20 protein-coding genes and 1 tRNA gene are annotated in these 19,919 nt (G+C 30.3%); 7 read left to right on the top strand and 14 right to left on the bottom strand.

Annotated features, from left to right (window positions below):
- Positions 1-146 precede the first annotated feature (146 nt).
- Complete coding sequence (gene mutS, locus Q0873_RS08255) at positions 147-2,756, top strand: DNA mismatch repair protein MutS (RefSeq protein ID WP_299105961.1); 2,610 nt, start codon at positions 147-149, stop codon at positions 2,754-2,756.
- A gap of 34 nt (positions 2,757-2,790) precedes the next feature.
- Here the strand turns inward: mutS and Q0873_RS08260 are convergent, their stop codons facing one another.
- Entirely contained in the window at positions 2,791-3,585 is a 795-nt protein-coding gene (locus Q0873_RS08260) for a universal stress protein (protein ID WP_299105963.1), read from the bottom strand.
- Positions 3,586-3,674: 89 nt separating this feature from the next.
- Here Q0873_RS08260 and Q0873_RS08265 point away from each other — a divergent pair, with 89 nt between their 5' ends.
- Positions 3,675-5,009: an MATE family efflux transporter gene (locus Q0873_RS08265; RefSeq protein ID WP_299105966.1), complete on the top strand. Its 1,335-nt coding sequence runs from the start codon at positions 3,675-3,677 to the stop codon at positions 5,007-5,009.
- On the opposite strand, the gene Q0873_RS08270 is transcribed toward Q0873_RS08265, so the two are convergent.
- Positions 5,006-5,458, bottom strand: coding sequence for a GNAT family N-acetyltransferase (locus Q0873_RS08270; RefSeq protein ID WP_299105968.1), 453 nt, complete (start codon positions 5,456-5,458; stop codon positions 5,006-5,008). The two genes, Q0873_RS08265 and Q0873_RS08270, sit on opposite strands and share 4 nt — an antisense overlap.
- A gap of 49 nt (positions 5,459-5,507) precedes the next feature.
- Here Q0873_RS08270 and Q0873_RS08275 point away from each other — a divergent pair, with 49 nt between their 5' ends.
- Entirely contained in the window at positions 5,508-6,275 is a 768-nt protein-coding gene (locus tag Q0873_RS08275) for an enoyl-CoA hydratase/isomerase family protein (protein ID WP_299105970.1), read from the top strand.
- Positions 6,276-6,460: 185 nt separating this feature from the next.
- A complete protein-coding gene (locus Q0873_RS08280; RefSeq protein ID WP_299105972.1) occupies positions 6,461-6,910 on the top strand; it encodes a 6-carboxytetrahydropterin synthase in 450 nt (149 codons plus the stop codon).
- Positions 6,911-6,978: 68 nt separating this feature from the next.
- Here the strand turns inward: Q0873_RS08280 and pth are convergent, their stop codons facing one another.
- The 3 genes from pth to Q0873_RS08295 form a co-directional block, all read right to left on the bottom strand.
- On the bottom strand, positions 6,979-7,620 hold the full coding sequence (gene pth / locus Q0873_RS08285; protein ID WP_299105975.1) for an aminoacyl-tRNA hydrolase: 642 nt from the start codon (positions 7,618-7,620) through the stop codon (positions 6,979-6,981).
- 62 nt (positions 7,621-7,682) lie between these two features.
- A complete protein-coding gene (locus Q0873_RS08290; protein WP_299105977.1) occupies positions 7,683-8,261 on the bottom strand; it encodes a 50S ribosomal protein L25/general stress protein Ctc in 579 nt (192 codons plus the stop codon).
- A gap of 20 nt (positions 8,262-8,281) precedes the next feature.
- Positions 8,282-9,223: a ribose-phosphate pyrophosphokinase gene (locus tag Q0873_RS08295; protein WP_299105979.1), complete on the bottom strand. Its 942-nt coding sequence runs from the start codon at positions 9,221-9,223 to the stop codon at positions 8,282-8,284.
- Between the two features lie 123 nt (positions 9,224-9,346).
- Between Q0873_RS08295 and Q0873_RS08300 the strand changes: the two genes are divergently transcribed.
- Positions 9,347-9,430: transfer RNA gene (locus Q0873_RS08300), tRNA-Leu, on the top strand.
- A gap of 127 nt (positions 9,431-9,557) precedes the next feature.
- Complete coding sequence (locus Q0873_RS08305; RefSeq protein WP_299105982.1) at positions 9,558-10,715, top strand: site-specific integrase; 1,158 nt, start codon at positions 9,558-9,560, stop codon at positions 10,713-10,715.
- 205 nt (positions 10,716-10,920) lie between these two features.
- Here Q0873_RS08305 and Q0873_RS08310 read toward each other — a convergent pair whose 3' ends face one another.
- The 9 genes from Q0873_RS08310 to Q0873_RS08350 all read right to left on the bottom strand — a co-directional run bounded on the left by Q0873_RS08310 (position 10,921) and on the right by Q0873_RS08350 (position 17,707).
- Positions 10,921-11,454 carry a hypothetical protein gene (locus tag Q0873_RS08310; protein WP_299105985.1) on the bottom strand — a complete coding sequence of 178 codons (534 nt, stop codon included), beginning with the start codon at positions 11,452-11,454 and terminating at the stop codon, positions 10,921-10,923.
- A 224-nt stretch (positions 11,455-11,678) separates the two neighbouring features.
- Positions 11,679-12,662 carry a hypothetical protein gene (locus tag Q0873_RS08315; RefSeq protein WP_299105988.1) on the bottom strand — a complete coding sequence of 328 codons (984 nt, stop codon included), beginning with the start codon at positions 12,660-12,662 and terminating at the stop codon, positions 11,679-11,681.
- Positions 12,659-13,669, bottom strand: coding sequence for a hypothetical protein (locus Q0873_RS08320; protein WP_299105991.1), 1,011 nt, complete (start codon positions 13,667-13,669; stop codon positions 12,659-12,661). Before Q0873_RS08320 ends, Q0873_RS08315 begins: the two co-directional genes overlap by 4 nt.
- 149 nt (positions 13,670-13,818) lie before the next feature.
- Complete coding sequence (locus Q0873_RS08325; protein ID WP_299105994.1) at positions 13,819-14,574, bottom strand: hypothetical protein; 756 nt, start codon at positions 14,572-14,574, stop codon at positions 13,819-13,821.
- 190 nt (positions 14,575-14,764) lie between these two features.
- A complete protein-coding gene (locus Q0873_RS08330) occupies positions 14,765-15,583 on the bottom strand; it encodes a hypothetical protein (RefSeq protein ID WP_299105997.1) in 819 nt (272 codons plus the stop codon).
- A gap of 65 nt (positions 15,584-15,648) precedes the next feature.
- On the bottom strand, positions 15,649-16,119 hold the full coding sequence (locus tag Q0873_RS08335) for a DUF1772 domain-containing protein (RefSeq protein ID WP_299105999.1): 471 nt from the start codon (positions 16,117-16,119) through the stop codon (positions 15,649-15,651).
- Between the two features lie 132 nt (positions 16,120-16,251).
- Positions 16,252-16,683: an antibiotic biosynthesis monooxygenase family protein gene (locus tag Q0873_RS08340; protein ID WP_299106001.1), complete on the bottom strand. Its 432-nt coding sequence runs from the start codon at positions 16,681-16,683 to the stop codon at positions 16,252-16,254.
- 10 nt (positions 16,684-16,693) lie between these two features.
- Complete coding sequence (locus tag Q0873_RS08345; protein WP_299106003.1) at positions 16,694-17,218, bottom strand: cytochrome b/b6 domain-containing protein; 525 nt, start codon at positions 17,216-17,218, stop codon at positions 16,694-16,696.
- 54 nt (positions 17,219-17,272) lie between these two features.
- The gene (locus tag Q0873_RS08350) at positions 17,273-17,707 is read right to left on the bottom strand and encodes a MarR family transcriptional regulator (protein WP_299106005.1); all 435 of its coding nucleotides are present in this window, start codon (positions 17,705-17,707) and stop codon (positions 17,273-17,275) included.
- 621 nt (positions 17,708-18,328) lie between these two features.
- Between Q0873_RS08350 and Q0873_RS08355 the strand changes: the two genes are divergently transcribed.
- The gene (locus Q0873_RS08355) at positions 18,329-19,462 is read left to right on the top strand and encodes a hypothetical protein (protein ID WP_299106007.1); all 1,134 of its coding nucleotides are present in this window, start codon (positions 18,329-18,331) and stop codon (positions 19,460-19,462) included.
- Positions 19,463-19,919: the final 457 nt, after the last annotated feature.

The raw sequence follows: 19,919 nt of genomic DNA on the forward strand, positions 1-19,919 counted from the left end.
TAAACCTTAAACCTTAAACCTTAAACCTTAAACCTTAAACCTTAAACCTTAAACCTTAAACCTTAAACCTTAAACCTAAGAACTTATTACGCACTACTATCTACTTTTTTCTATCTTCGCAAAACTAATTTAAAATTCCGAAACACTTGGCAAAAACAAAGGCAAAAAAGGTAACTCCGTTAATGCAACAATACAATGGGATTAAAGCAAAATACCCAGATGCAATGTTACTTTTTAGAGTTGGAGATTTTTATGAAACATTTGGTGATGATGCTAAAAAAGCCGCTGAGGTACTTGGAATTATTTTAACCAAAAGAGGTGCTGGTAGCGAAAGTGAAACTGCTTTGGCTGGTTTTCCACACCATTCTTTAAATACATACTTGCCTAAATTGGTAAAAGCAGGGTTGCGTGTTGCTATTTGCGATCAGTTAGAAGACCCTAAAATGACTAAGAAAATTGTAAAACGTGGTGTTACCGAATTGGTAACTCCGGGAGTTGCTTTAAACGACGAAGTTTTACAAACCAAAACCAATAACTTTTTAGCCTCTGTACACTTCGGAAAGAAGCTCTTAGGAGTTTCGTTTTTAGATGTGTCTACCGGAGAATTTTTAATAGCACAAGGAAACGAAGAGTATATCGATAAGCTATTGCAAAACTTTTCACCAAGTGAAGTTTTAGTACAAAAGCAACATAAACAACGTTTTCTTGAATTATTTACAGACAGGTTCCATAGTTTTTATTTAGAAGACTGGGTATTTCAAAAAGATTATGGATATGAAAACCTTACCAGTCATTTTAAAGTACAAAACTTAAAAGGATTTGGAGTAGAAGAGTTGGATCATGGAATTGTGTCAGCAGGAGCTATTTTATATTACTTATCAGAAACACAACATAACAAACTATCACACATACAATCTATCGGAAGAATTTTAGAGGATAACTATGTGTGGATGGATCGTTTTACGGTAAAGAACTTAGAGTTATACGGTGGAAACTCGGTAAACTCAGTTACTTTATTAGATGTAATTGATAAAACCATTTCTCCAATGGGAGGTCGTTTATTAAAACGTTGGTTAGCACTTCCGTTAAAAGACATCGATCAGATTAAGAGTCGACATGAATTGGTTTCTTTTTTATTAGAAGATGAATCGTTTTTTGATACCGTTACCTACCAATTACAGCAGGTTTCAGATATAGAGCGATTGATTTCTAAAGTAGCTACAGGAAAGGTTTCGCCTAGAGAAGTGGTCTTATTGAAAAACTCTTTAAAGGCCATTCATCCTATTAAAAATGCAGCGGAAGCCAGTAAGAATGCAGCGGTAAAAATGATTGGGAAGCTTTTACATAATTGTGAAGAATTAGTTGCTAAAATAACTACTTCTTTGTTTGACGAAGCTCCTGTAAATATTAACAAAGGAAATGCCATTGCAACGGGTGTTTCTAGTGAGTTAGATGAATTAAGAGCTATTGCCAACTCAGGAAAAGAGTATTTAGACAATATGTTGGCTCGTGAAACCGAAAGAACGGGAATTCCGAGTTTGAAAATAGCCTTTAACAATGTGTTTGGATACTATATTGAAGTACGAAACACACATAAAGATAAAGTACCTGAAGAATGGATTCGTAAACAAACCTTGGTAAATGCAGAGCGTTATATTACCGAAGAACTAAAAGAATACGAAACCAAAATTTTAGGAGCTGAAGAGAAAATTCAGCAATTAGAAGTTGAATTATTTGCTGAATTGATTCAGTATATCATTCAATTTGTACCACAAGTACAAAGCAATGCACAATTGGTAGCGCAAATAGACTGTTTGTTATCCTTTGCAACCTTAGCAAAAGAAAATGAATATGTGCGTCCAACCATGGATACAACCACCGATTTAGAGATTAAAAACGGACGACATCCAGTAATTGAAAAACAATTACCTATTGGTGAAGAATATGTAGCAAACAGTGTGTTGTTGAACAGAGAAGATCAGCAAATCATTATGATTACTGGGCCTAACATGTCTGGTAAGTCTGCTATTTTACGTCAAACTGCTTTAGTTGTATTATTAGCACAAATGGGAAGTTATGTCCCTGCGGAAGCAGCTCGAATAGGTATTGTAGATAAGATTTTTACGAGAGTAGGTGCTAGTGATAATATTTCTATGGGAGAGAGTACCTTTATGGTAGAAATGAATGAAACTGCTTCTATTCTAAACAATGTTTCCGATCGTAGTTTGGTATTATTAGATGAAATTGGTCGTGGTACCTCTACCTATGACGGTATTTCTATTGCTTGGGCTATTACTGAGTATTTACATGAGCATCCATCAAAAGCAAAAACTCTATTTGCTACCCACTACCATGAGTTAAACGAAATGACAGCTTCATTTGAGCGTATTAAGAATTTTAACGTATCGGTAAAAGAACTAGAAGATAGTATTATTTTCTTAAGAAAGCTTGTTGAAGGAGGAAGTAACCATAGTTTTGGTATTCATGTGGCAAAATTAGCAGGAATGCCTAATTTGGTAATTAAACGTGCAAACAAAATTCTACAAAAATTAGAAGAAAACCATTCAAATGGTGAAGTAAAAGACACTCTAAAAGAAGCACAAGATGATGAGTTACAATTGAGCTTTTTCCAATTAGATGACCCCTTATTAGAAGATTTAAGAGAAGAAATTCTCACAACCAATATAGATACACTTACGCCAATAGAAGCTTTAATGAAGCTTAATGAAATTAAGCGTATGCTAACAAAAAAATAAGGAGGTTCAAATAAACCTCCTTATTTTTTTTATCTTATAATTTTCCTCTCAATACTAATAAAGGAATGCTACAGTGAAACTCTTGTTTTAAAATAGTATTCTTTTCCCAAAGCTTTTGAAAGAATCCTCGTTTGCGTCTAAACACACATAACATATCTGGATTATTCGATTGAAAATGCTCTAACACTCCTTGGAAAGTAGTGGCATTTTCAGTTATTGTTAACTCAGACTTTACAGCTTCTAATTCTTCGTTTAAAACTAAGTCAGCATCGGTATAATTTGGAGTCTTAACCAATAACATATTGTTGTTAGCACCAAATTTATCCATGATTAACTTTAACGGGCTTAATACATTCTCTTGATTGATAATTCCCGATTTAAAGGCTGTTAATACCTTTTTTATTGGAGTAAATTGGTATCCATCAGGAATAATCAACATAGGTATGTTGGTTTGCTTTAAAACGCTTCCAGATGTATTTCCTAAAAACACTTCTTCTTTAATAGAATTACTCTTAGGTCCCATGATGATTAAATCAACACCCAACTCTCTATCAATAGATGTAATACTTTCTAATACATCTCCTTTTGCAGTAATTAACTTAATTTCTACACCTTTTCTATCAATGGCATTCACCATCGTACGTAAATACAAGTTTGTTTCACGTTGCATCGTATCATCTGCACTTACAAAAGCACCTGCTTTTGATAAGATTTTGTATGCACGCATTACAAATACTTTTGCACCTATAACATCAGCAAAGTTTACTGCGTATTGTAACGTGTTGATTGAGTTTTCTGTGGAACCTATTGGAACTAGTATATGCTTCATTTCAAATTTTTTGGGCTACAAAGGTAGTTATTTTTTTAACTCATTTTATTTCTAGGAATAAAAGAATATCTGTTCCTTTGTTCTGCGTTATGACCTACGATATTAGTTTTAAACATATTAACAAACTCGCTATTCCCGCATTGATTGCCGGAGTTGCAGAGCCCTTACTTTCTACAACCGATTTAGCCATTGTTGGAAACATCAAATACAATGCTACCGAAAGTATTGCAGCTATTGGAATTGTAGGTGCATTTTTGTCGATGCTTATTTGGGTATTCGGACAAACACGTAGTGGAATTTCATCGATCGTTTCACAATATGTGGGAGCTAATAAATTAGATGAGGTTAAAAACTTACCTGCACAAGCCATTGTTATTGTAGTAACCACTAGTTTAATGGTACTAGGGCTAAGTTATCCTTTTGCCAAAGAAATTTTTGAATTTTACAATGCCTCAGGAACCATTTTAGATTTCTGCGTAGAGTATTATAAAATTCGAGTATTCGGATTTCCTTTTACACTTTTTGTAATTGCTGTTTTTGGAACCTTTAGAGGTTTACAAAACACCTATTATCCAATGCTAATAGCCATTGTAGGTACTATTGTAAATATTGCATTAGATCTTGTTTTGGTGTATGGAATTGAAGGGTATATCAATCCTATGAATATTCAAGGGGCCGCCTATGCCAGTGTCATAGCACAAATGGTTATGGCTATAATGTCGGGCTACTTATTACTTGCTAAAACTCCTATTTCTTTAAAGGTTGAATTTCCGTTTAATAAAGAAATTCCGCGATTTGTAGTCATGATTTTAAATCTGTTTGTACGTACGATTGCTTTAAACACAGCTTTGTATTTTGCAACATCTTATGCAACAGACTACGGAAAAGAATACATTGCGGCCTATACCATCGGACTCAATTTATGGTTGATGGGTGCATTTATGATTGATGGATATTCTAGTGCAGGAAATATTTTATCAGGAAAACTATTAGGAGCAAAGGCCTATGATACACTAATCAAACTAGGAAATAAATTGATTGTATATGGCTTTGTTTTTGGAGCAGTGTTGGCAGCAGTTGGATTTGTGTTTTACAATTTTATAGGAAGCATTTTTACCAAAGAACCTTTAGTTTTAGAACAATTTTACAATACTTTTTGGATTATCTTATTGATGCAACCGGTATGTTCTATAGCATTTATTTACGATGGAATGTTTAAAGGATTAGGAGAAATGAAGTTTTTAAGAAACGTATTATTACTTTCTACTGGACTTGTATTTATTCCAGTGCTTTTAATCTTTGACCATTTGGACTATAAATTATATGCCATCTGGATTGCTTTTTACGGATGGATAATTGCTAGAGGAATTCCGTTGATTTTAAAATTCAGAGCTAAGTTTTTACAGTTGAGTCAACAAAACTAAATTGTTTTTTCAAAAATGATTTTTGTTTGACCACTATCATTGGTGTATACCTGTACAATATCAAAACCATTTTTAAGATTTAAAATCAACATAGGTTTAAACCGATTCATAGACTTCGTTCTCAGTTTCGAAAAACCATTTTCTTGCGCCCATTTTTCTTGCAATGAGGCCAAGGTTTTGGCAATTCCCTTTTTTCCGTGGCTTTCTAAAACACCGCCCACCCAGCTGTAAAAGGTGGTTTCATCGTATCGATAGCCAATTTTAAACCCAACAGGTGTTCTTTGATCATATGCAATTAAGCAAAGTAATTGTGTTTTGGTCTCAATACGTTCTATAAAGAATTTGAGTTGTGCATCTTCAAAAATAGTAGCATATAAATGCAGTAGCTCTTCTAACTGTGCTTGCTTAGGAATACCTTCTATAACCGAATAGTGCATTTGATCTTTCATAATTTCTTAAAAACTAAAATTAAGATTATTTTTGAACAAACTATAAAAAATGACAACAACAAGACCTAACGGAAGTTTATATACACGCATAGAAAATAAAATTGCTACAGTTGAATTTGGACATCCAGCAAGTAATTCATTTCCTAGTGAGTTATTAGAGCGTTTAGCCAATGAATTTGATGCATTATCAACCAATGATGAGGTAGCAATTATTGTATTAAAGTCTGAAGGAGAAAGAGCGTTTTGTGCGGGAGCTTCTTTTGATGAGTTGGTGGCTATTGATAATTTGAAAGATGGTAAATACTTCTTTTCTGGTTTTGCCAATGTAATCAATGCCATGCGTCGTTGTTCTAAGTTAATTGTAGGTAGAGTGCAAGGAAAAACTGTTGGAGGCGGTGTTGGTTTAGCAGCGGCTTGTGACTATGTATTAGCTACAGAAGCGGCTTCTATTAAACTATCGGAATTTACTATAGGAATTGGTCCATTTGTAATTGCCCCTGCTGTAGAACGTAAAGTGGGTGTAAGCGGATTGGCAGAACTTACGTTAGATGCTACTAGCTGGAAAAATGCTTATTGGGCGAAAGAAAAAGGATTATATGCTAGAGTGTTTGAAAACATTGATGAGTTAGACAAAGAAGTTGAAATTTTTACAGAAAAGTTAGCTTCGTATAATCCAGAAGCTTTAGACGAAATGAAGAAAGCTCTTTGGATAGGAACAGAACACTGGCAAGAATTGTTAATAGAAAGAGCAGAAACCTCAGGAAAGTTGGTGTTATCTGACTTTACTAAAAACGCATTAGCAAAATTTAAAAAGTAAATTCGTACTTTCGACGAATATAAAAAACAAAGACCATGGGTGGAGATTATTTATTTGCCGTTTTAGCTGCTTTAGTAGCAGTAGTGTATTTTTTTAATAAGTATAGAGCAAACAAAAAGTTTAGAAGAAAATAAGGCGTTATTGCAAGAAACGAAGCAACCTTTTCTTTAAGAAAGACAATTAATATGAGTAAGATTAGAATTACCAAACAGTTTAGCTTTGAAACCGGACATGCTTTATACGGGTATGATGGTAAGTGTAAGAATGTACACGGACATAGCTATAAGCTTTCGGTAACGGTTATTGGAGAACCAATTTCAGATACTTCGAATGTAAAGTATGGAATGGTGATAGACTTTGGAGATCTTAAGAAGATCGTAAAAGAGGAAATTGTAGATGTTTTTGATCATGCTACGGTGTTTAATAAAAATACACCGCATGTAGAATTAGCAAAAGAGTTGAAAGATAGAGGACATCATGTGATTTTGGTAGATTATCAACCAACAAGTGAAATGATGGTAATTGATTTTGCAGAGAAAATTAATAGCCGTCTTCCAGAGAACTTGTTGTTACATTCTATTAAACTACAAGAAACAGATACTAGTTTTGCTGAATGGTATGCTTCAGACAATTAGTCAAATATCAATTATCAGTTAATAATTATCAATGATAACTGATAATTGATAACTGTTCATTGAAACAGTTACTTCCCGTTAAATTCATTCATTGTATTTGATAAACCTGCAGTAATAAAAGAAGTTACTGCGTTTACAGAGAAAGGAATACGTTCTATCATAGCACTTTCTTCCTCAGCGCTCCATTTTCCAAGTACAAAATCAACCTGGCTCCCTTTCCTATATTGCGAGCCTACACCAAAACGAAAACGAGGATAGGCTCCTGTATTAAATTTATCTTGAATATCTTTAAGTCCGTTGTGTCCTCCAGAACTTCCTTTTCCTTTGATACGAACTTTTCCGAAGTCAATATTTAAATCATCGGTAATAACCAATAAGTTTTCTACCTGAATATTTTCTTTTTTCATCCAATAGGTTACCGCTTTTCCACTTAGATTCATATAAGTACTAGGCTTTAATACAAAGACGGTCTTGCCTTTAATTTTTAGTTTGGCTACATCACCTAGTTTTTCAGTTTCAAAGCTTCCTTCGTGCTCTTTCACAAAGGCATCAACAATTTTAAAACCAATATTATGACGTGTTTCGTCATATTTTTCACCAATATTACCTAAACCTACAATTAAAAACTTTTTCATTGGATCTGTTTCTATTTCTATCTCTGTTTTATGAGAAGTACTAAATAACTTCTTTAAAAAGTTGAAAATATTCATGTTTTAAACTAAAAAAAGCGCTACACAAAGTAACGCTTTTATTTATTTTTAGTAGCTGATTTTTAAGCTTCTTCTGTTTCAGCAGCAGCTTTTGCAGCGTTACGAGACATACGTACTTGAGCAACCACAGTGTTATCTGGGTGTAAGAAAGTATATTTTTCGTTTGCTAATTCAGTTACATATAACTTGTTACCAATTTCTAACTCAGTAATATCTGCTTCGATAGAATCTGGTAAGTTAGCAGGTAAAGCTTTAACTTTTAATTTACGTAAGTTGTGACGTAAAGCACCACCTACCATAACACCTTTAGCAGAACCTACTAATTTTACAGGAATTTCCATAGTTACTGGCTTGTCTTCGAATAACTGGTAGAAATCGATGTGTAAAATAGCATCAGTTACTGGGTGAAACTGAATGTCTTGTAAAACAGCATCATATGTTTGTCCGTCAAGCTCAATCGTTGCAGTATATACATTTGGAGTATAAATTAACGGTTTGAACGCTTTTGCTTCAGCTGAAAAGTGAACAGGCTTGTCTCCTCCGTATAATACGCAAGGAACCTTTCCAGCATTACGTAAGGCTTTTGTTGCTTTTTTACCTACGCTTTCTCTTTGAGATCCTTTGATTGTAATTGATTGCATTACTTATTTATTTATAAAATTTACATTAAAAATTGATCACTAATAGATGTGTTATCTTGAACTTTCTTCATCACATCAGCGAACAAAGGGGCGCAAGATACAACTTTTATTTTAGATATATTCTTTTTTAAAGGAATTGTATCTGAAACAATTAGCTCAGCTAATTGTGAGTTTTGAATTCTTTCATAAGCATTACCAGATAAAATTGGGTGTGTACAAATTGCTCTTACACTTTTTGCTCCACGTTCCATCATTAAATCTGCAGCTTTTGTCAATGTTCCTCCTGTGTCGATCATATCATCTACAAGAATAACATTTTTACCTTCTACATTACCAATTAACTCCATGTGAGAAATTACATTGGCTTTTAAACGTTGCTTATAACAAATAACAACTTCACTTTCTAAATACTTAGAATATGCGTAAGCTCTTTTAGAACCTCCCATATCTGGAGAAGCTACGGTTAAGTTATCTAAGCCTAAGCTTTTTACATATGGTAAGAAAATAGTAGAAGCATATAAGTGGTCTACTGGTTTTTCAAAGAATCCTTGAATTTGATCTGCGTGTAAATCCATTGTCATGATTCTTGTAGCACCTGCAGCTTCTAATAATTTAGCTACTAATTTAGCACCAATTGCTACACGAGGTTTGTCTTTTCTGTCTTGACGAGCCCAACCAAAATAAGGCATTACTGCAGTAATATGACGTGCAGAGGCACGTTTAGCAGCATCGCACATTAAAAGCATTTCCATTAAATTGTCTGCTGATGGAAAAGTAGATCCTATTAAGAAAACTCTACGTCCTCTAACAGATTCTTCAAATGCTGGTTGAAATTCACCATCACTAAAATGTGTAGTTTTTACGTTACCTAAATCGGCACCATATATTTTAGCAATTTCTTCTGCAAGTTCAGTACTTTGTGAACAAGTAAAAAATTTTGGGCTTAATTGATTTGTAGCCATTGACCAAGATGTTATTATTAGTTAGTGTTGTTGTGTGTGGCAAAAATAAAACTATTTTGAGAGTTTAAAAGTTATTTTTTAAATGATTTGAATAAAATATTTTTTAGATTTGCAGCCTACTTAGCCAAAGTGGTGGAATTGGTAGACACGTCGGATTCAAAATCCGATGCTCGCAAGGGCGTGTGGGTTCGAGTCCCACCTTTGGTACAAAAATTACGTAAGTAATTGAAAAACAATAAACAAGCGCGTTTGGCGTCTGTTTGTTGTGTCAAAATTGAGTCATTATACTTTATTGTCTTTCAGTTGGTTAAAGAATTGAAGGAAATAAAAAAAAATGTCAAATTTTAAAAAATCAACTTCTGCGACAATCTTTATTGACTATATACCTGCAGAACTGCGTCAAAATCAAGATTGGATTATTGTTTATTATGCTAAGATTCCAGCTAGAAACAAATTAAAACGTTTCAGAAACCGCGTTCCTAAAATCTCAAGTAAAAAGGAGCGGTTAAAATTTGCTAGAAAAATGGTGGTTTCTATTAATAATAAACTTGAAAATGGGTGGTCTCCTTTTTATGAAGAAAAAAACTTAAACTACAAATCTTATGATCAGGTTAAAGATACCTTTCTTAAGGTTCAAGAAAAGGAAGTAAAGGATGGAATAAAAAGAAGTGTTAGTTATAGATCATACTTATCTTACTTAAAGAAATTGGATGAATTTCAAGTTACAAAAAGTAGACAAGTTAAATTCTTGATTGAAATTGATAATTCATTTATCCATGATTTTTTCGATTACCTATATATTGAGAAGGGGTATAGTCCTAGAACCTATAATAATTACCTTCAATTTCTTAGTTCATTTTTCATTTGGGCCAAAAGTAAAGGGTATATAAAACAGAATCCTGTTGAATCCATAAAACCTAAGCCAGAGAAAAAGAAAAAGAGAGAAATCTTAACAAATGATGTTAAGAGCAAGTTGAAGAAATTACGAGTGAATAATTTTAATTACTATGTATTATGTATGTGCACTTATTATTGTTTTATTCGCAGAACCGAATTAACAAAGCTAAAAGTTGGTGATGTTGATTTAAGTAACTCTTCAATTACAATAATTGGTGAGAATTCTAAAAACAAGAAAACGGATATTGTTACGATTCCAAATTCACTTAAACCTTTATTGAGAAGACATCTATTGAAAGGAAAAAATGATGATTTTTTATTTTCTAAAAACAAATTTCTGCCAGGGAAAACCCAACTTGCACCAAAGAAAATATCTGATGAATGGAATAAGTTTAGGAAAGTGTACAATATTGAAAATAAATATCAATGGTATTCGCTTAAAGATACTGGTATTACAGATTTGTTAAATAGTGGAATACCTTCTTTAAAAGTTAGAAATCAGGCTAGGCACCATGATTTGAAAATGACTGAGACTTACACTCAAAGAAATATTTCTTCAGATAATACCGTGAAAAATGCTGATTTCAACTTTTAAAATTTTGTTTTTATTTTTTTAGTTCTCACTATACTCAGTGTTAATTGTTGTTTTTAATTAATTGTTAATTAGGTGTTTATGTTGAAATTAAACGTGAGAACAGTATTAATAAAAAATGTGCTAGATAGTTTATTGGGGAGAGGGGTTCGTACTCTATAAGCAAAAACACCATCCTTTTTTGATTTAAGCACTTGTTAGCTATGTTTTATACACCATGTTGTGAGCTTTGCTTTTTTCGATTAGCTCTTTTTTCTATTTCATCGTTAACAATATTTACCATATAATTCATTGGTAACATTTGCATCATTAAAACTTCATTATAATCTAATTTGTCAGTATCTAAATGAGCTAAGTCAGGATTAATCTGCACCTCATATTCTATAAACCACCATTTTTGTATCTTAAAATATAAGTCTCTAATTTCAGAAATAAACTCCGTTTTTGTATTCGAATCACTATCGGAAATCATTTTAGTTAATTCGTGTGCTAATTCATTTCGGTGTTTTTTAAATAGTTTAATTCGTACTAATTCAGATTCTGAAATCACATTATTTTTGACAAGCCATTTAGTAGATGCGATTACGATGTCTTTTTTATAAAGTCCTCGAACCTCGGTTTTATATCGTTCACCAATTATAAATCCATTTTCATCAAATCCGTCAGTATAGAATTCTTCTATTTTTCGAATTATTGTATCAATTAACAAATCGTAAGCAGTCAAGTATAGTGATGCGGTCATAAGTTGAAATTTAACCTCGTTTTCGTCGAGGAATTTCATCCAATCTTTAAAATGTTTTCTTGACTCATTTTCTTGCATTGCTCACAACGTGCTTGTATATGAAAAGTAGCGGATTTTATGCACTAACTTTTCGGAATACAACTGACCTCAAATTTATCAATTTTCTTTTGTTTAAGCAGTTAAACAGCTATTTTTTATATACGTTATTAGCAAAAGTTATTGTGTTAATATAGCTCGGTGTTTATAACTGGAATATCATTTATAGGTACATTAACATTAATCAAGTTCCTATGTAATTCATTTTGTATCGTATTTAATTTCCGTATTAATCCATTCATTTTTGAATTAATTTTTACACTTTCGTTTAGTAAAGCTCGATGATTTTCTTCAAGTGAAGATATTTCATTTTTAAGATCATTACGAGTAGAGCTGCTATAATAAGATGTCATAGCTTTCAAAATAAGTTGAGCCATAAATTGATTTTTTTGAGCATTCATCGCTCGTTGTCTATATTCTTTGTAAAGAGCAACACTTTTAATAAATTCTTTTTCTTTCTGGATAAAATTATTTCTTAATGTATTGATTTTTTTATATAAATCTGTTTCTTCAATATCTGATTGATAATTTGAGATAACTGAATTCCAGAATTTTGAAAACTCAATGTTTTTTGGTAGGCTATCCATATTAAGAGGTATTTCGATAGCTATTTTCTTTAATTTTTTTCTCGACAGAATCTTTGCATTTCTAATAGTAGAATTATAATAAACATCGTTTGATACTTGTGAAAATATCAATTCGCCAGTTTTCGTGTTATTTACTCTAACGAAATGACCTTCTATAGTATATTTACTTAAAGTTGACCCAACTTTTAGGACTGAAGGGTTTAAAAAATAAGATGAAAGAGCATCGGTAACATCTGTACCAGCTCCAATAGGATAACAAAACTCGTTTTGATTATTACCTTTAACATCGATATGTCTTTCTACACCATAAAAATACGAAATTTCCTTAGGTATGGAGTGGTAAATTTTATTTAGATGCTTTTCACAATCTGCCATAGAATCTGGTAATTTATATAACCAGTCACTAAAGAAAGATGTCGCCTTAGCTAAATCGCTTAAATTTGTTCGACCACGTTTTGGTTTCAAAATTAAAGTCGATTGATTTCCTCTAGGAACCACAGAAATATTAAAAGATCTCCTTCTCATAGCTTTTGATAATTTTTGATGGTTTCTTTTAAAACATTTGAGGTGGAGTATTGGCAGGAATAATACAAAAATAACTGTTTGAAACTGTCATTTAATTTAGATTTAAATCTCTTTACATTATTGAATTTACAATGACTTGTTTTTCTTTGAATTGGTATTCCAGGTTTAACAATGTGAGTTTGACATTTATTCTTGTGATTTTTATAAACATTTAAATCAATTTTCTTGCTATTTAACTTAACAAATTGATAAAACCAATCTTCATTTGAAATATATCCTTCACTATAAAAAAAAGATATTAATTCTTTTTCTTCTACACTAGTTTCTTTTAATTCAAAAGTTGGGGTTCTAAGATATGCCTGTCCATTCCTGCCTACTCCTCGTTGTCTACCCGATCCAGCTCTGTAATAATTATATTTTAACTCAGCCCATTCTTCTGTCAATAATTCATTCACTTCATTTTCAAGGCGATTAATTATTTTTTCAATAGACGAACCACTTGTATATAAAACTTGTTTTAAATATTTTAAAAATGCATCAAATTGGTTCTTAACTTTTATATTATTTGTATCAACTAGATGGCTTAAATTACTATAAAGAATAATTGATAGACAAATTTGAGAAATGATATATGGTTCGTGATTGCTTTTTAAAACATTGAATGAATTAGTAATATCCTGTAAGTGTTGATTTATTGAAAATTTATGGTCTTCAATAAATTTTTTGCGTCCATATTTATAGTTTTCAATATAATCATTATAATTATTAAGATATATTCTAGATTGCTCATAAACGGCAATTAAATCATTAACCCTTCTTTTCGTTTCAACTCTATCATCAACTGTCGTAATTTCATTAATTATTAAATCCATTTTTTCATTCAATATGTTTATTTTTGAATTAATTGAATTAAGCATTTGCACAACAGCATCCATAGGATTGCCAGATGGTTTGTTAATCATATTAATTGAAAAACTTGCTATATTCAATATTGTTGATGATTCCATATTGTTAATTTTTGCTAACGGTCTTGTGTATGGTTCGTTGCGTATTTCAGTAACTAATTTAGCAAATAAATCACAGATAGAAAGTCCGTGAGGACTTTCGTAAGTAAGCTATTACTAGCAATGAATTATACATGTTGTTACCTGCAGTTTTATTCTGTTTTTAGATTCTTTAAATTTATATTTATGCTGTCTAAAATTGAATTTGTTTTATGAATGTCTTGTTCAATATTTTTTTGTAATTCTATAGTTTTTTGATTTTCAATTACTTTGTTGTCATTTTGAGAAAGTGTAACCAAGTAAATAATAAAACCACTCAACCCTACCGTTAAAACAAATTTAGATATATCATAAAAGTATGATTTAATTCTACTTTGCTGTACTTTATTTTTAATAACTAATTGTTTGACAAGCTTTAAATAACCAACTCTTAACTTATCTATTGAATTAGGACTACCGTCTAAACTAGTACATTCCATATAGGAAATAAATGCTTTCCAATGATTTGATAAAACTGATTTTCTCAAAAGTTCAGTTGGATTCAATCTTTTATGTAAAAGTATAAAGTCTTCTTTTTGTGATTGATTTTCGGGATTTGAAGGATATAGAAAAACAGTAACAAAACCATCGTCATTTCTTTTGTATAGCAAAGTAGTTCCATATTCAGTGAGTGTTTTCCATTTGTTCCCACGAGTCATAGTTTCATATGCTCGGTCTCCAAAAAATACATCCACCGAGCGTTCATTCAGTCTATTAGACCTATCTCCTCTAAATTTATGTAAAGAATATGCTTTGTGAAATTTTTCAGCTCTTTCATCTTTTTCATGAAAATCATTAAAAGTATCTAAGAATATTTCATCTCTAAACTTTTTAAATAATTCAATTCTTTCAATTCTGTTAGTGTTCAATTTTGAGTGAGTTTAAATTGTAGGTAACTAATTATATCAAAATAAATTTGTCGTTTATCAGGTTAATAACTCCGGATAATAAAACAATTTGTATTTCTTCATCAAAAACTATAGTCTGAGCTGCAACTTGTAAATTTCGGAACTAATATTTATATGGGAGTCCGTAAAATAAGTAATAAAAAACTATGGTTTAAAGGATTAAGTAATTTAACCCTAATAAGCCAATTGCACCATCAATAAATAAAGAATAATAATATTCCTGACGTTTTTCGGCGGAAAATAGGATGAATAATACCTGTACTAGTATGGCAGTAACAAATAGATATGTAAATAAATTGGGAGAAAAAAGAACCCCTAAGCCTATAGAACTTAAAATTAAAAGTATTATTGAAATAATCTTTGAACATTTTACACCTACAACTTGCGGAATTGTTCTTTGAGATAATAAGTCATACTTTAAATCGCGAATATCAAAAGGAATGGCAATTGCAATAAAGTATAAATAATGACTTGGTATAAAATAAATTAATACTCTCCAAGTATAGATATGCTCATTTAATAGTGGGAATGCAACTATTATTGCGGTCCATGTTAATGCAATTGAGTGAATTTTAACATATGGCAATTCTCGGAGGCTTTTATTTTTTATTTTAATTACATAAAAGCATGATATTAAAATAGATATACTAATCAAAATGATAATTGTTGGAGTCAATTTAGTTATCAATGAAACAAAAAGGAGAATAGCTAATATACTGCTTATACATGAAATTATAGTTACTAGCTTTTTATGTTTAGATACCCAATTTAGCCAAGGTGTTTTTTTATTAATATTAGACTTAACTAAACGTTGAATATTATATACACTCAATGTTGAAAAGAAACCAAAAAAACCATAAAGTATATAATTGTCTATGCTAAAATAATTAGTTATTCCCATAATTAATAAACCAGCAGAAGTTGAGATAACAATGTTTAAATAAATAAAGTACTCTAAAAGTCTTATCATAAGTGTCTTAAATGAGTATGTTTAGCACTTTTATTTGTGATGATGCCAACTTACTAGTTTATTTTTTAATTGTAAGAAAGGTATTTAACTAATCCAATTCCTCCTAAAAAGGAAGAAAATAAAGCTAGTAATATTCTTATAAGATGAAGGTTGCCCCATGTGTTTAAAGTACTTTTTATATTGCCTATTTCAATAGATTTTTCACCAAATGAAGTATTAACATCAACAAAATAAATTAAGGTTATAATCATAATCAAAACACATAAAAGAAAGGATAAAAGCCAATAAATATTAATCCGAGAAAACTTTCTTACTAAAACAAAAGATAATAATGGCAAGCAAATACTTAACATTAATAAAGGGCCTGTAGAATCTATGATTCCGGAAGAATAATTAGAATACCAAATTAAAAAACCTGAGGGCTTTGTTTGTTTCCAAAAAGAAAGAACTGCAGTATATAACATTATCATTGCTCCAGAAAACATCCCAGTAACTATAATTGATAGAATTTGAATAATAGTGGTCAGACTTTTCATGTGGTTCGAAAATTTAACAAATAAAATGAGTTTGTATTTGGTAGAGATTTTAGTTTTGTTAAGGGGCTATTTAAGGGGAGTTAATAACTAAAAACAATTACCAAATACAAACTCACTACAATTTTTTGTCTTCTACTCGCTAATAACGTTGTAAAGTGATGGATTTGCTTTAAGTCCTTCAGTAGGAGGTACTCCTAGCTCTTTTGACATTTTCTTACTAGCATCCATGAATGCTTTTGGACTTTCCCAAACAGCAACATTAATTAATTCAAATTTAGCATCTTCCTTTATTGATTTGTGTAATTTTGTTGAGATATAACCTGGTTCTTTTTTGAGAAAATCTCTACATGCTTCCCAGTATTTGACAGACTCTTCTAATTTACCTTTTGGAACTTCAAAAGGATTAATAAGAATAATATGCTCTGAATTATTTGTCTTCATTTTAGTTTTATTTTTAGATTCTTCTTGCTTATTGCATGAGGCTATACATATTATTGAAAATGCAATAAAAAATATTTTTAAGGCTGTTGTGATGGTATTCTTTTTTTGTTTAATTATGTTCATAATTTAATGTTTAAGAAATTCGTTTTAAAGTATTTTCTTTTGTTAAAAAATAGTGTTTTATTACACCTAAAACATGCAACATCAATAAGAAAATCATAATAACTGCAAGTACACTGTGAGCTTTAAGAGCTGTTATGTTATCCTTTTTTAGTATTAAAGTAGGGGCTTCTGATTTTATTGCATTAATGTATCCTCCGTAAAACATTGTGAGAATACCAGCAATGGATATACCAATTAATAAAAAGTAAAAGGAGTTATGGATCCAAATAGCTAATTTGTCATTAAACTTTGATCCAGTTATTAAATCTTTTGGTCTTGATGTTGTAAAAAAAAGATAACTTCTAAAAAGTGTTAGAAAAAAAACAATGCCTCCTAGTATAATATGGACTATTATTAAATTCATTTTATCTTTAGTAGGTATAGTTTCCATATATTTTCCTAAAGGGAATAAAATTAATATTAGAACTGCTGTAAACCAGTGGATTATTATGTTTTCTTTACTGTATTTTTCAGTTAAGTTGTTGATTTTTTTCATATTAAAACTCATTGTTAAGACAATAGTTGTCGTGACAAATATATATAAAAAAAATTATTTTGATAAATTTTCCAGTATTTTTTTAGTTGTAGTATTAAATATGACAATGTCTTTATCACTTAATCCTTTAGTTGCTTTTTTTAATATCTCAATAGCTAGAGGTTCCACTAAATCGCGAACTTCTTTCCCCTTTTTTGTGATTGAAATTTTCCAACTTCTACGGTCATTTGAGTCAGCTTGCCTTATTGCTAAACCCTTTTTTTCCAGCTTATCTACAATTCTGGTTATGTTTGCATTGTCTTTAAATGTGAGTTTTGCAACTTCCTTTTGCGTTAACCCAGATTTTTCGTTTAACCTATTCAAAATAGCCCACTGTTCTGGAGTAACATCAATGTTGTTGTTTTTAATTATTGCAGTGAATTCTCTTTTTAACAAGAGAGCAGTCATATTAATTAAATAACCAGCAGAGCGGTCTAAGAATGATTCCATTTTTATTGTTGTGTAATTAGATAACGTGACAAATATAAGAGTAATCTTTATAAATGATAAAAAAGTTTGATTCTTATCTTGAAGAATATATAGCTAAGACAATAGAATAAACTAAAGTTTATCCAAAAAGTTTGTTTATCGTATTACTTTCTTCTTTTTGATAAAAACCTATAGTTATGTAAACATATAATAACTAGAACTATTCTAAGTAAAATAGAGGACCAATATCTGAGAAACTGAAATTTTAAGATCTAACCTGTTGAAGATGTATTTTATCAGTTTTAACTTTGGAAGTAAAATCCGTAATTAATTTTACGGATATCCACAATTCTATTAATCAAAAAATTATTTTCTTTGGAGATTAATTTTAATTCATTTTTTTGTGTTTAAATATATAGCAGTTTTTAATGCTTCTTATATAGGTTCCGATTTAGAACAAAAGTCTTGCATTACATGGAATCAAAATTTTGAAGAAATTGATTTTACTATTTTAAAAAGCCAAATACTTAATCAAACATCTATACATTATTTTAATTTATTGCTTGAAGAGGTAGACATTTCCAATATTATTATTCAAATTATTAAAGTTCAAAAAATTAATTAATTATATTAAAGATCATAATGAGTTTTCAAATTTTTGACAATATTGTCTTAAACATATTTGCCGTTATTATAATTATAATAATATCGATAATCTTAATTTTATTTGTTCTTGCAACTATTTTGAAATATATACCGTATTTAAAAAGTACATTAAAAGTAATTATTGAGTATTTTTATTTAATTCTTATCCCGTTACCTGTATTTTATATATTTATATATTACTCTAATGTAGTAAATGGAGAGTTATCGGAAAATTTTATGTTCGAAGATACTCTTGCTAAAGCGTTACTAAACCTTTCTTATATTTTCTTCTCAGCAGGAATTTTTTCTAGCATAATAAAACTAATTAATACGTTTGGGTTTGTTAAAAATAAGTTTACAGAAATAGTTTTATCAGACGAATTTGATCACTTTTTCACAAAAAAATTAGAGTCTTTAAGTTTTTCAAGAGAGTATTTATTGAATCATGGTAATTTAGAAGGTTTATGGAAAAAGATAACTCTTCTTAAATATGAGAATGCATTTCCCGAAATTCATAAAAAACTTGAGAAGCAAATATCTAATCATTATTTCTCAAGTAAAAGTACCGAGTTTTATTATTCTGATTTTAAAATTGAACTTGATTTTAAATTACTTGAAGATTCTACAACAATACAAATTAAAAATACTTCAAGATATAAAATTATGCGTCCCAATGAACTTCCTTTTAATTGGGATTTTAGATATGCAGAAACCAAGGAGGATCATGTTAATAATCCAGTAAATCTTAAGTTTACTTATTACAATGATGAGGATTTAATTGTATTTGATGAAACTAGTGCGAAAGTAGATGATACTTCAGACCCTGCACTTGTAAAAGTTAGTTTTGAAAAGGAGCTTAAGGATAATAAAACATATCCAATAAAAACTCATAGAATAATAAAACAAAATATAGATATCGATAGGTTCTGGAATTTTGGTTGTTCAAGGATTATAAACAACCTTACACTATCAATAAAGTCTTGTGATAAATTGGCATGCTATTTGAAGCCTGTAAATCAATTGTCATTTGTTGAAGAATTTAATGAACAAACTGGAGAAAATTTATATATGAAGCATGATATTATTTTACCAGGAGAAATATTTATTATAACTTTGACGCGTAAAAATTAATTTTTTTGTATATTTGAATAAGCAAACAAAACATTTACTATGAGATATTTTAACCAAATTAAACAAGGAAGTGAATGGTTAGGTTAAGAATTTTAATCTAACAAGTAATAATATTTTAAACCAGCTAATAGCTGGTTTTTTTTGTTAAAAAAACAAATACAGTTTAATTTTATTAAATATTAATTGGATTAATATTTGATGGAAAATTTCCTAAAAAATGTGTGAAACATATAAAAGACTATAGATTATTAATCATCTGCAACAAAACCGCAACAGAAAATCAACAAAAGTGCAACAACTTTGCAACATTGAAAACTATAGTTTATTACTTAGCTACAACAAAACCGCAACAGAAAATCAACAAAAATGCAACAGTTGTTGCAACAAATCCGCAACAGTTGCAACAAAGCAACAATAAGTTTGCAACTGAGAAAGTCATAATTAGTATAAAAAAGTG

Origin of the sequence: uncultured Tenacibaculum sp., assembly GCF_947498805.1 — a bacterium.
Taxonomy (GTDB): Bacteria; Bacteroidota; Bacteroidia; order Flavobacteriales; family Flavobacteriaceae; genus Polaribacter.

Excerpts from the sequence above, each read along its gene's own strand:
- Q0873_RS08260 (WP_299105963.1), bottom strand. The coding sequence starts at position 3,585 with ATGAAGCATATACTAGTTCCAATAGGTTCCACAGAAAACTCAATCAAC.
- Q0873_RS08265 (WP_299105966.1), top strand. The coding sequence starts at position 3,675 with ATGACCTACGATATTAGTTTTAAACATATTAACAAACTCGCTATTCCC.
- Q0873_RS08270 (WP_299105968.1), bottom strand. The coding sequence starts at position 5,458 with ATGAAAGATCAAATGCACTATTCGGTTATAGAAGGTATTCCTAAGCAA.
- Q0873_RS08275 (WP_299105970.1), top strand. The coding sequence starts at position 5,508 with ATGACAACAACAAGACCTAACGGAAGTTTATATACACGCATAGAAAAT.
- Q0873_RS08280 (WP_299105972.1), top strand. The coding sequence starts at position 6,461 with ATGAGTAAGATTAGAATTACCAAACAGTTTAGCTTTGAAACCGGACAT.
- pth (WP_299105975.1), bottom strand. The coding sequence starts at position 7,620 with ATGAATATTTTCAACTTTTTAAAGAAGTTATTTAGTACTTCTCATAAA.
- Q0873_RS08290 (WP_299105977.1), bottom strand. The coding sequence starts at position 8,261 with ATGCAATCAATTACAATCAAAGGATCTCAAAGAGAAAGCGTAGGTAAA.
- Q0873_RS08295 (WP_299105979.1), bottom strand. The coding sequence starts at position 9,223 with ATGGCTACAAATCAATTAAGCCCAAAATTTTTTACTTGTTCACAAAGT.
- Q0873_RS08305 (WP_299105982.1), top strand. The coding sequence starts at position 9,558 with ATGTCAAATTTTAAAAAATCAACTTCTGCGACAATCTTTATTGACTAT.
- Q0873_RS08310 (WP_299105985.1), bottom strand. The coding sequence starts at position 11,454 with ATGACCGCATCACTATACTTGACTGCTTACGATTTGTTAATTGATACA.
- Q0873_RS08315 (WP_299105988.1), bottom strand. The coding sequence starts at position 12,662 with ATGAGAAGGAGATCTTTTAATATTTCTGTGGTTCCTAGAGGAAATCAA.
- Q0873_RS08320 (WP_299105991.1), bottom strand. The coding sequence starts at position 13,669 with ATGGAATCATCAACAATATTGAATATAGCAAGTTTTTCAATTAATATG.
- Q0873_RS08330 (WP_299105997.1), bottom strand. The coding sequence starts at position 15,583 with ATGATAAGACTTTTAGAGTACTTTATTTATTTAAACATTGTTATCTCA.
- Q0873_RS08335 (WP_299105999.1), bottom strand. The coding sequence starts at position 16,119 with ATGAAAAGTCTGACCACTATTATTCAAATTCTATCAATTATAGTTACT.
- Q0873_RS08340 (WP_299106001.1), bottom strand. The coding sequence starts at position 16,683 with ATGAACATAATTAAACAAAAAAAGAATACCATCACAACAGCCTTAAAA.
- Q0873_RS08345 (WP_299106003.1), bottom strand. The coding sequence starts at position 17,218 with ATGAAAAAAATCAACAACTTAACTGAAAAATACAGTAAAGAAAACATA.
- Q0873_RS08350 (WP_299106005.1), bottom strand. The coding sequence starts at position 17,707 with ATGGAATCATTCTTAGACCGCTCTGCTGGTTATTTAATTAATATGACT.
- Q0873_RS08355 (WP_299106007.1), top strand. The coding sequence starts at position 18,329 with ATGAGTTTTCAAATTTTTGACAATATTGTCTTAAACATATTTGCCGTT.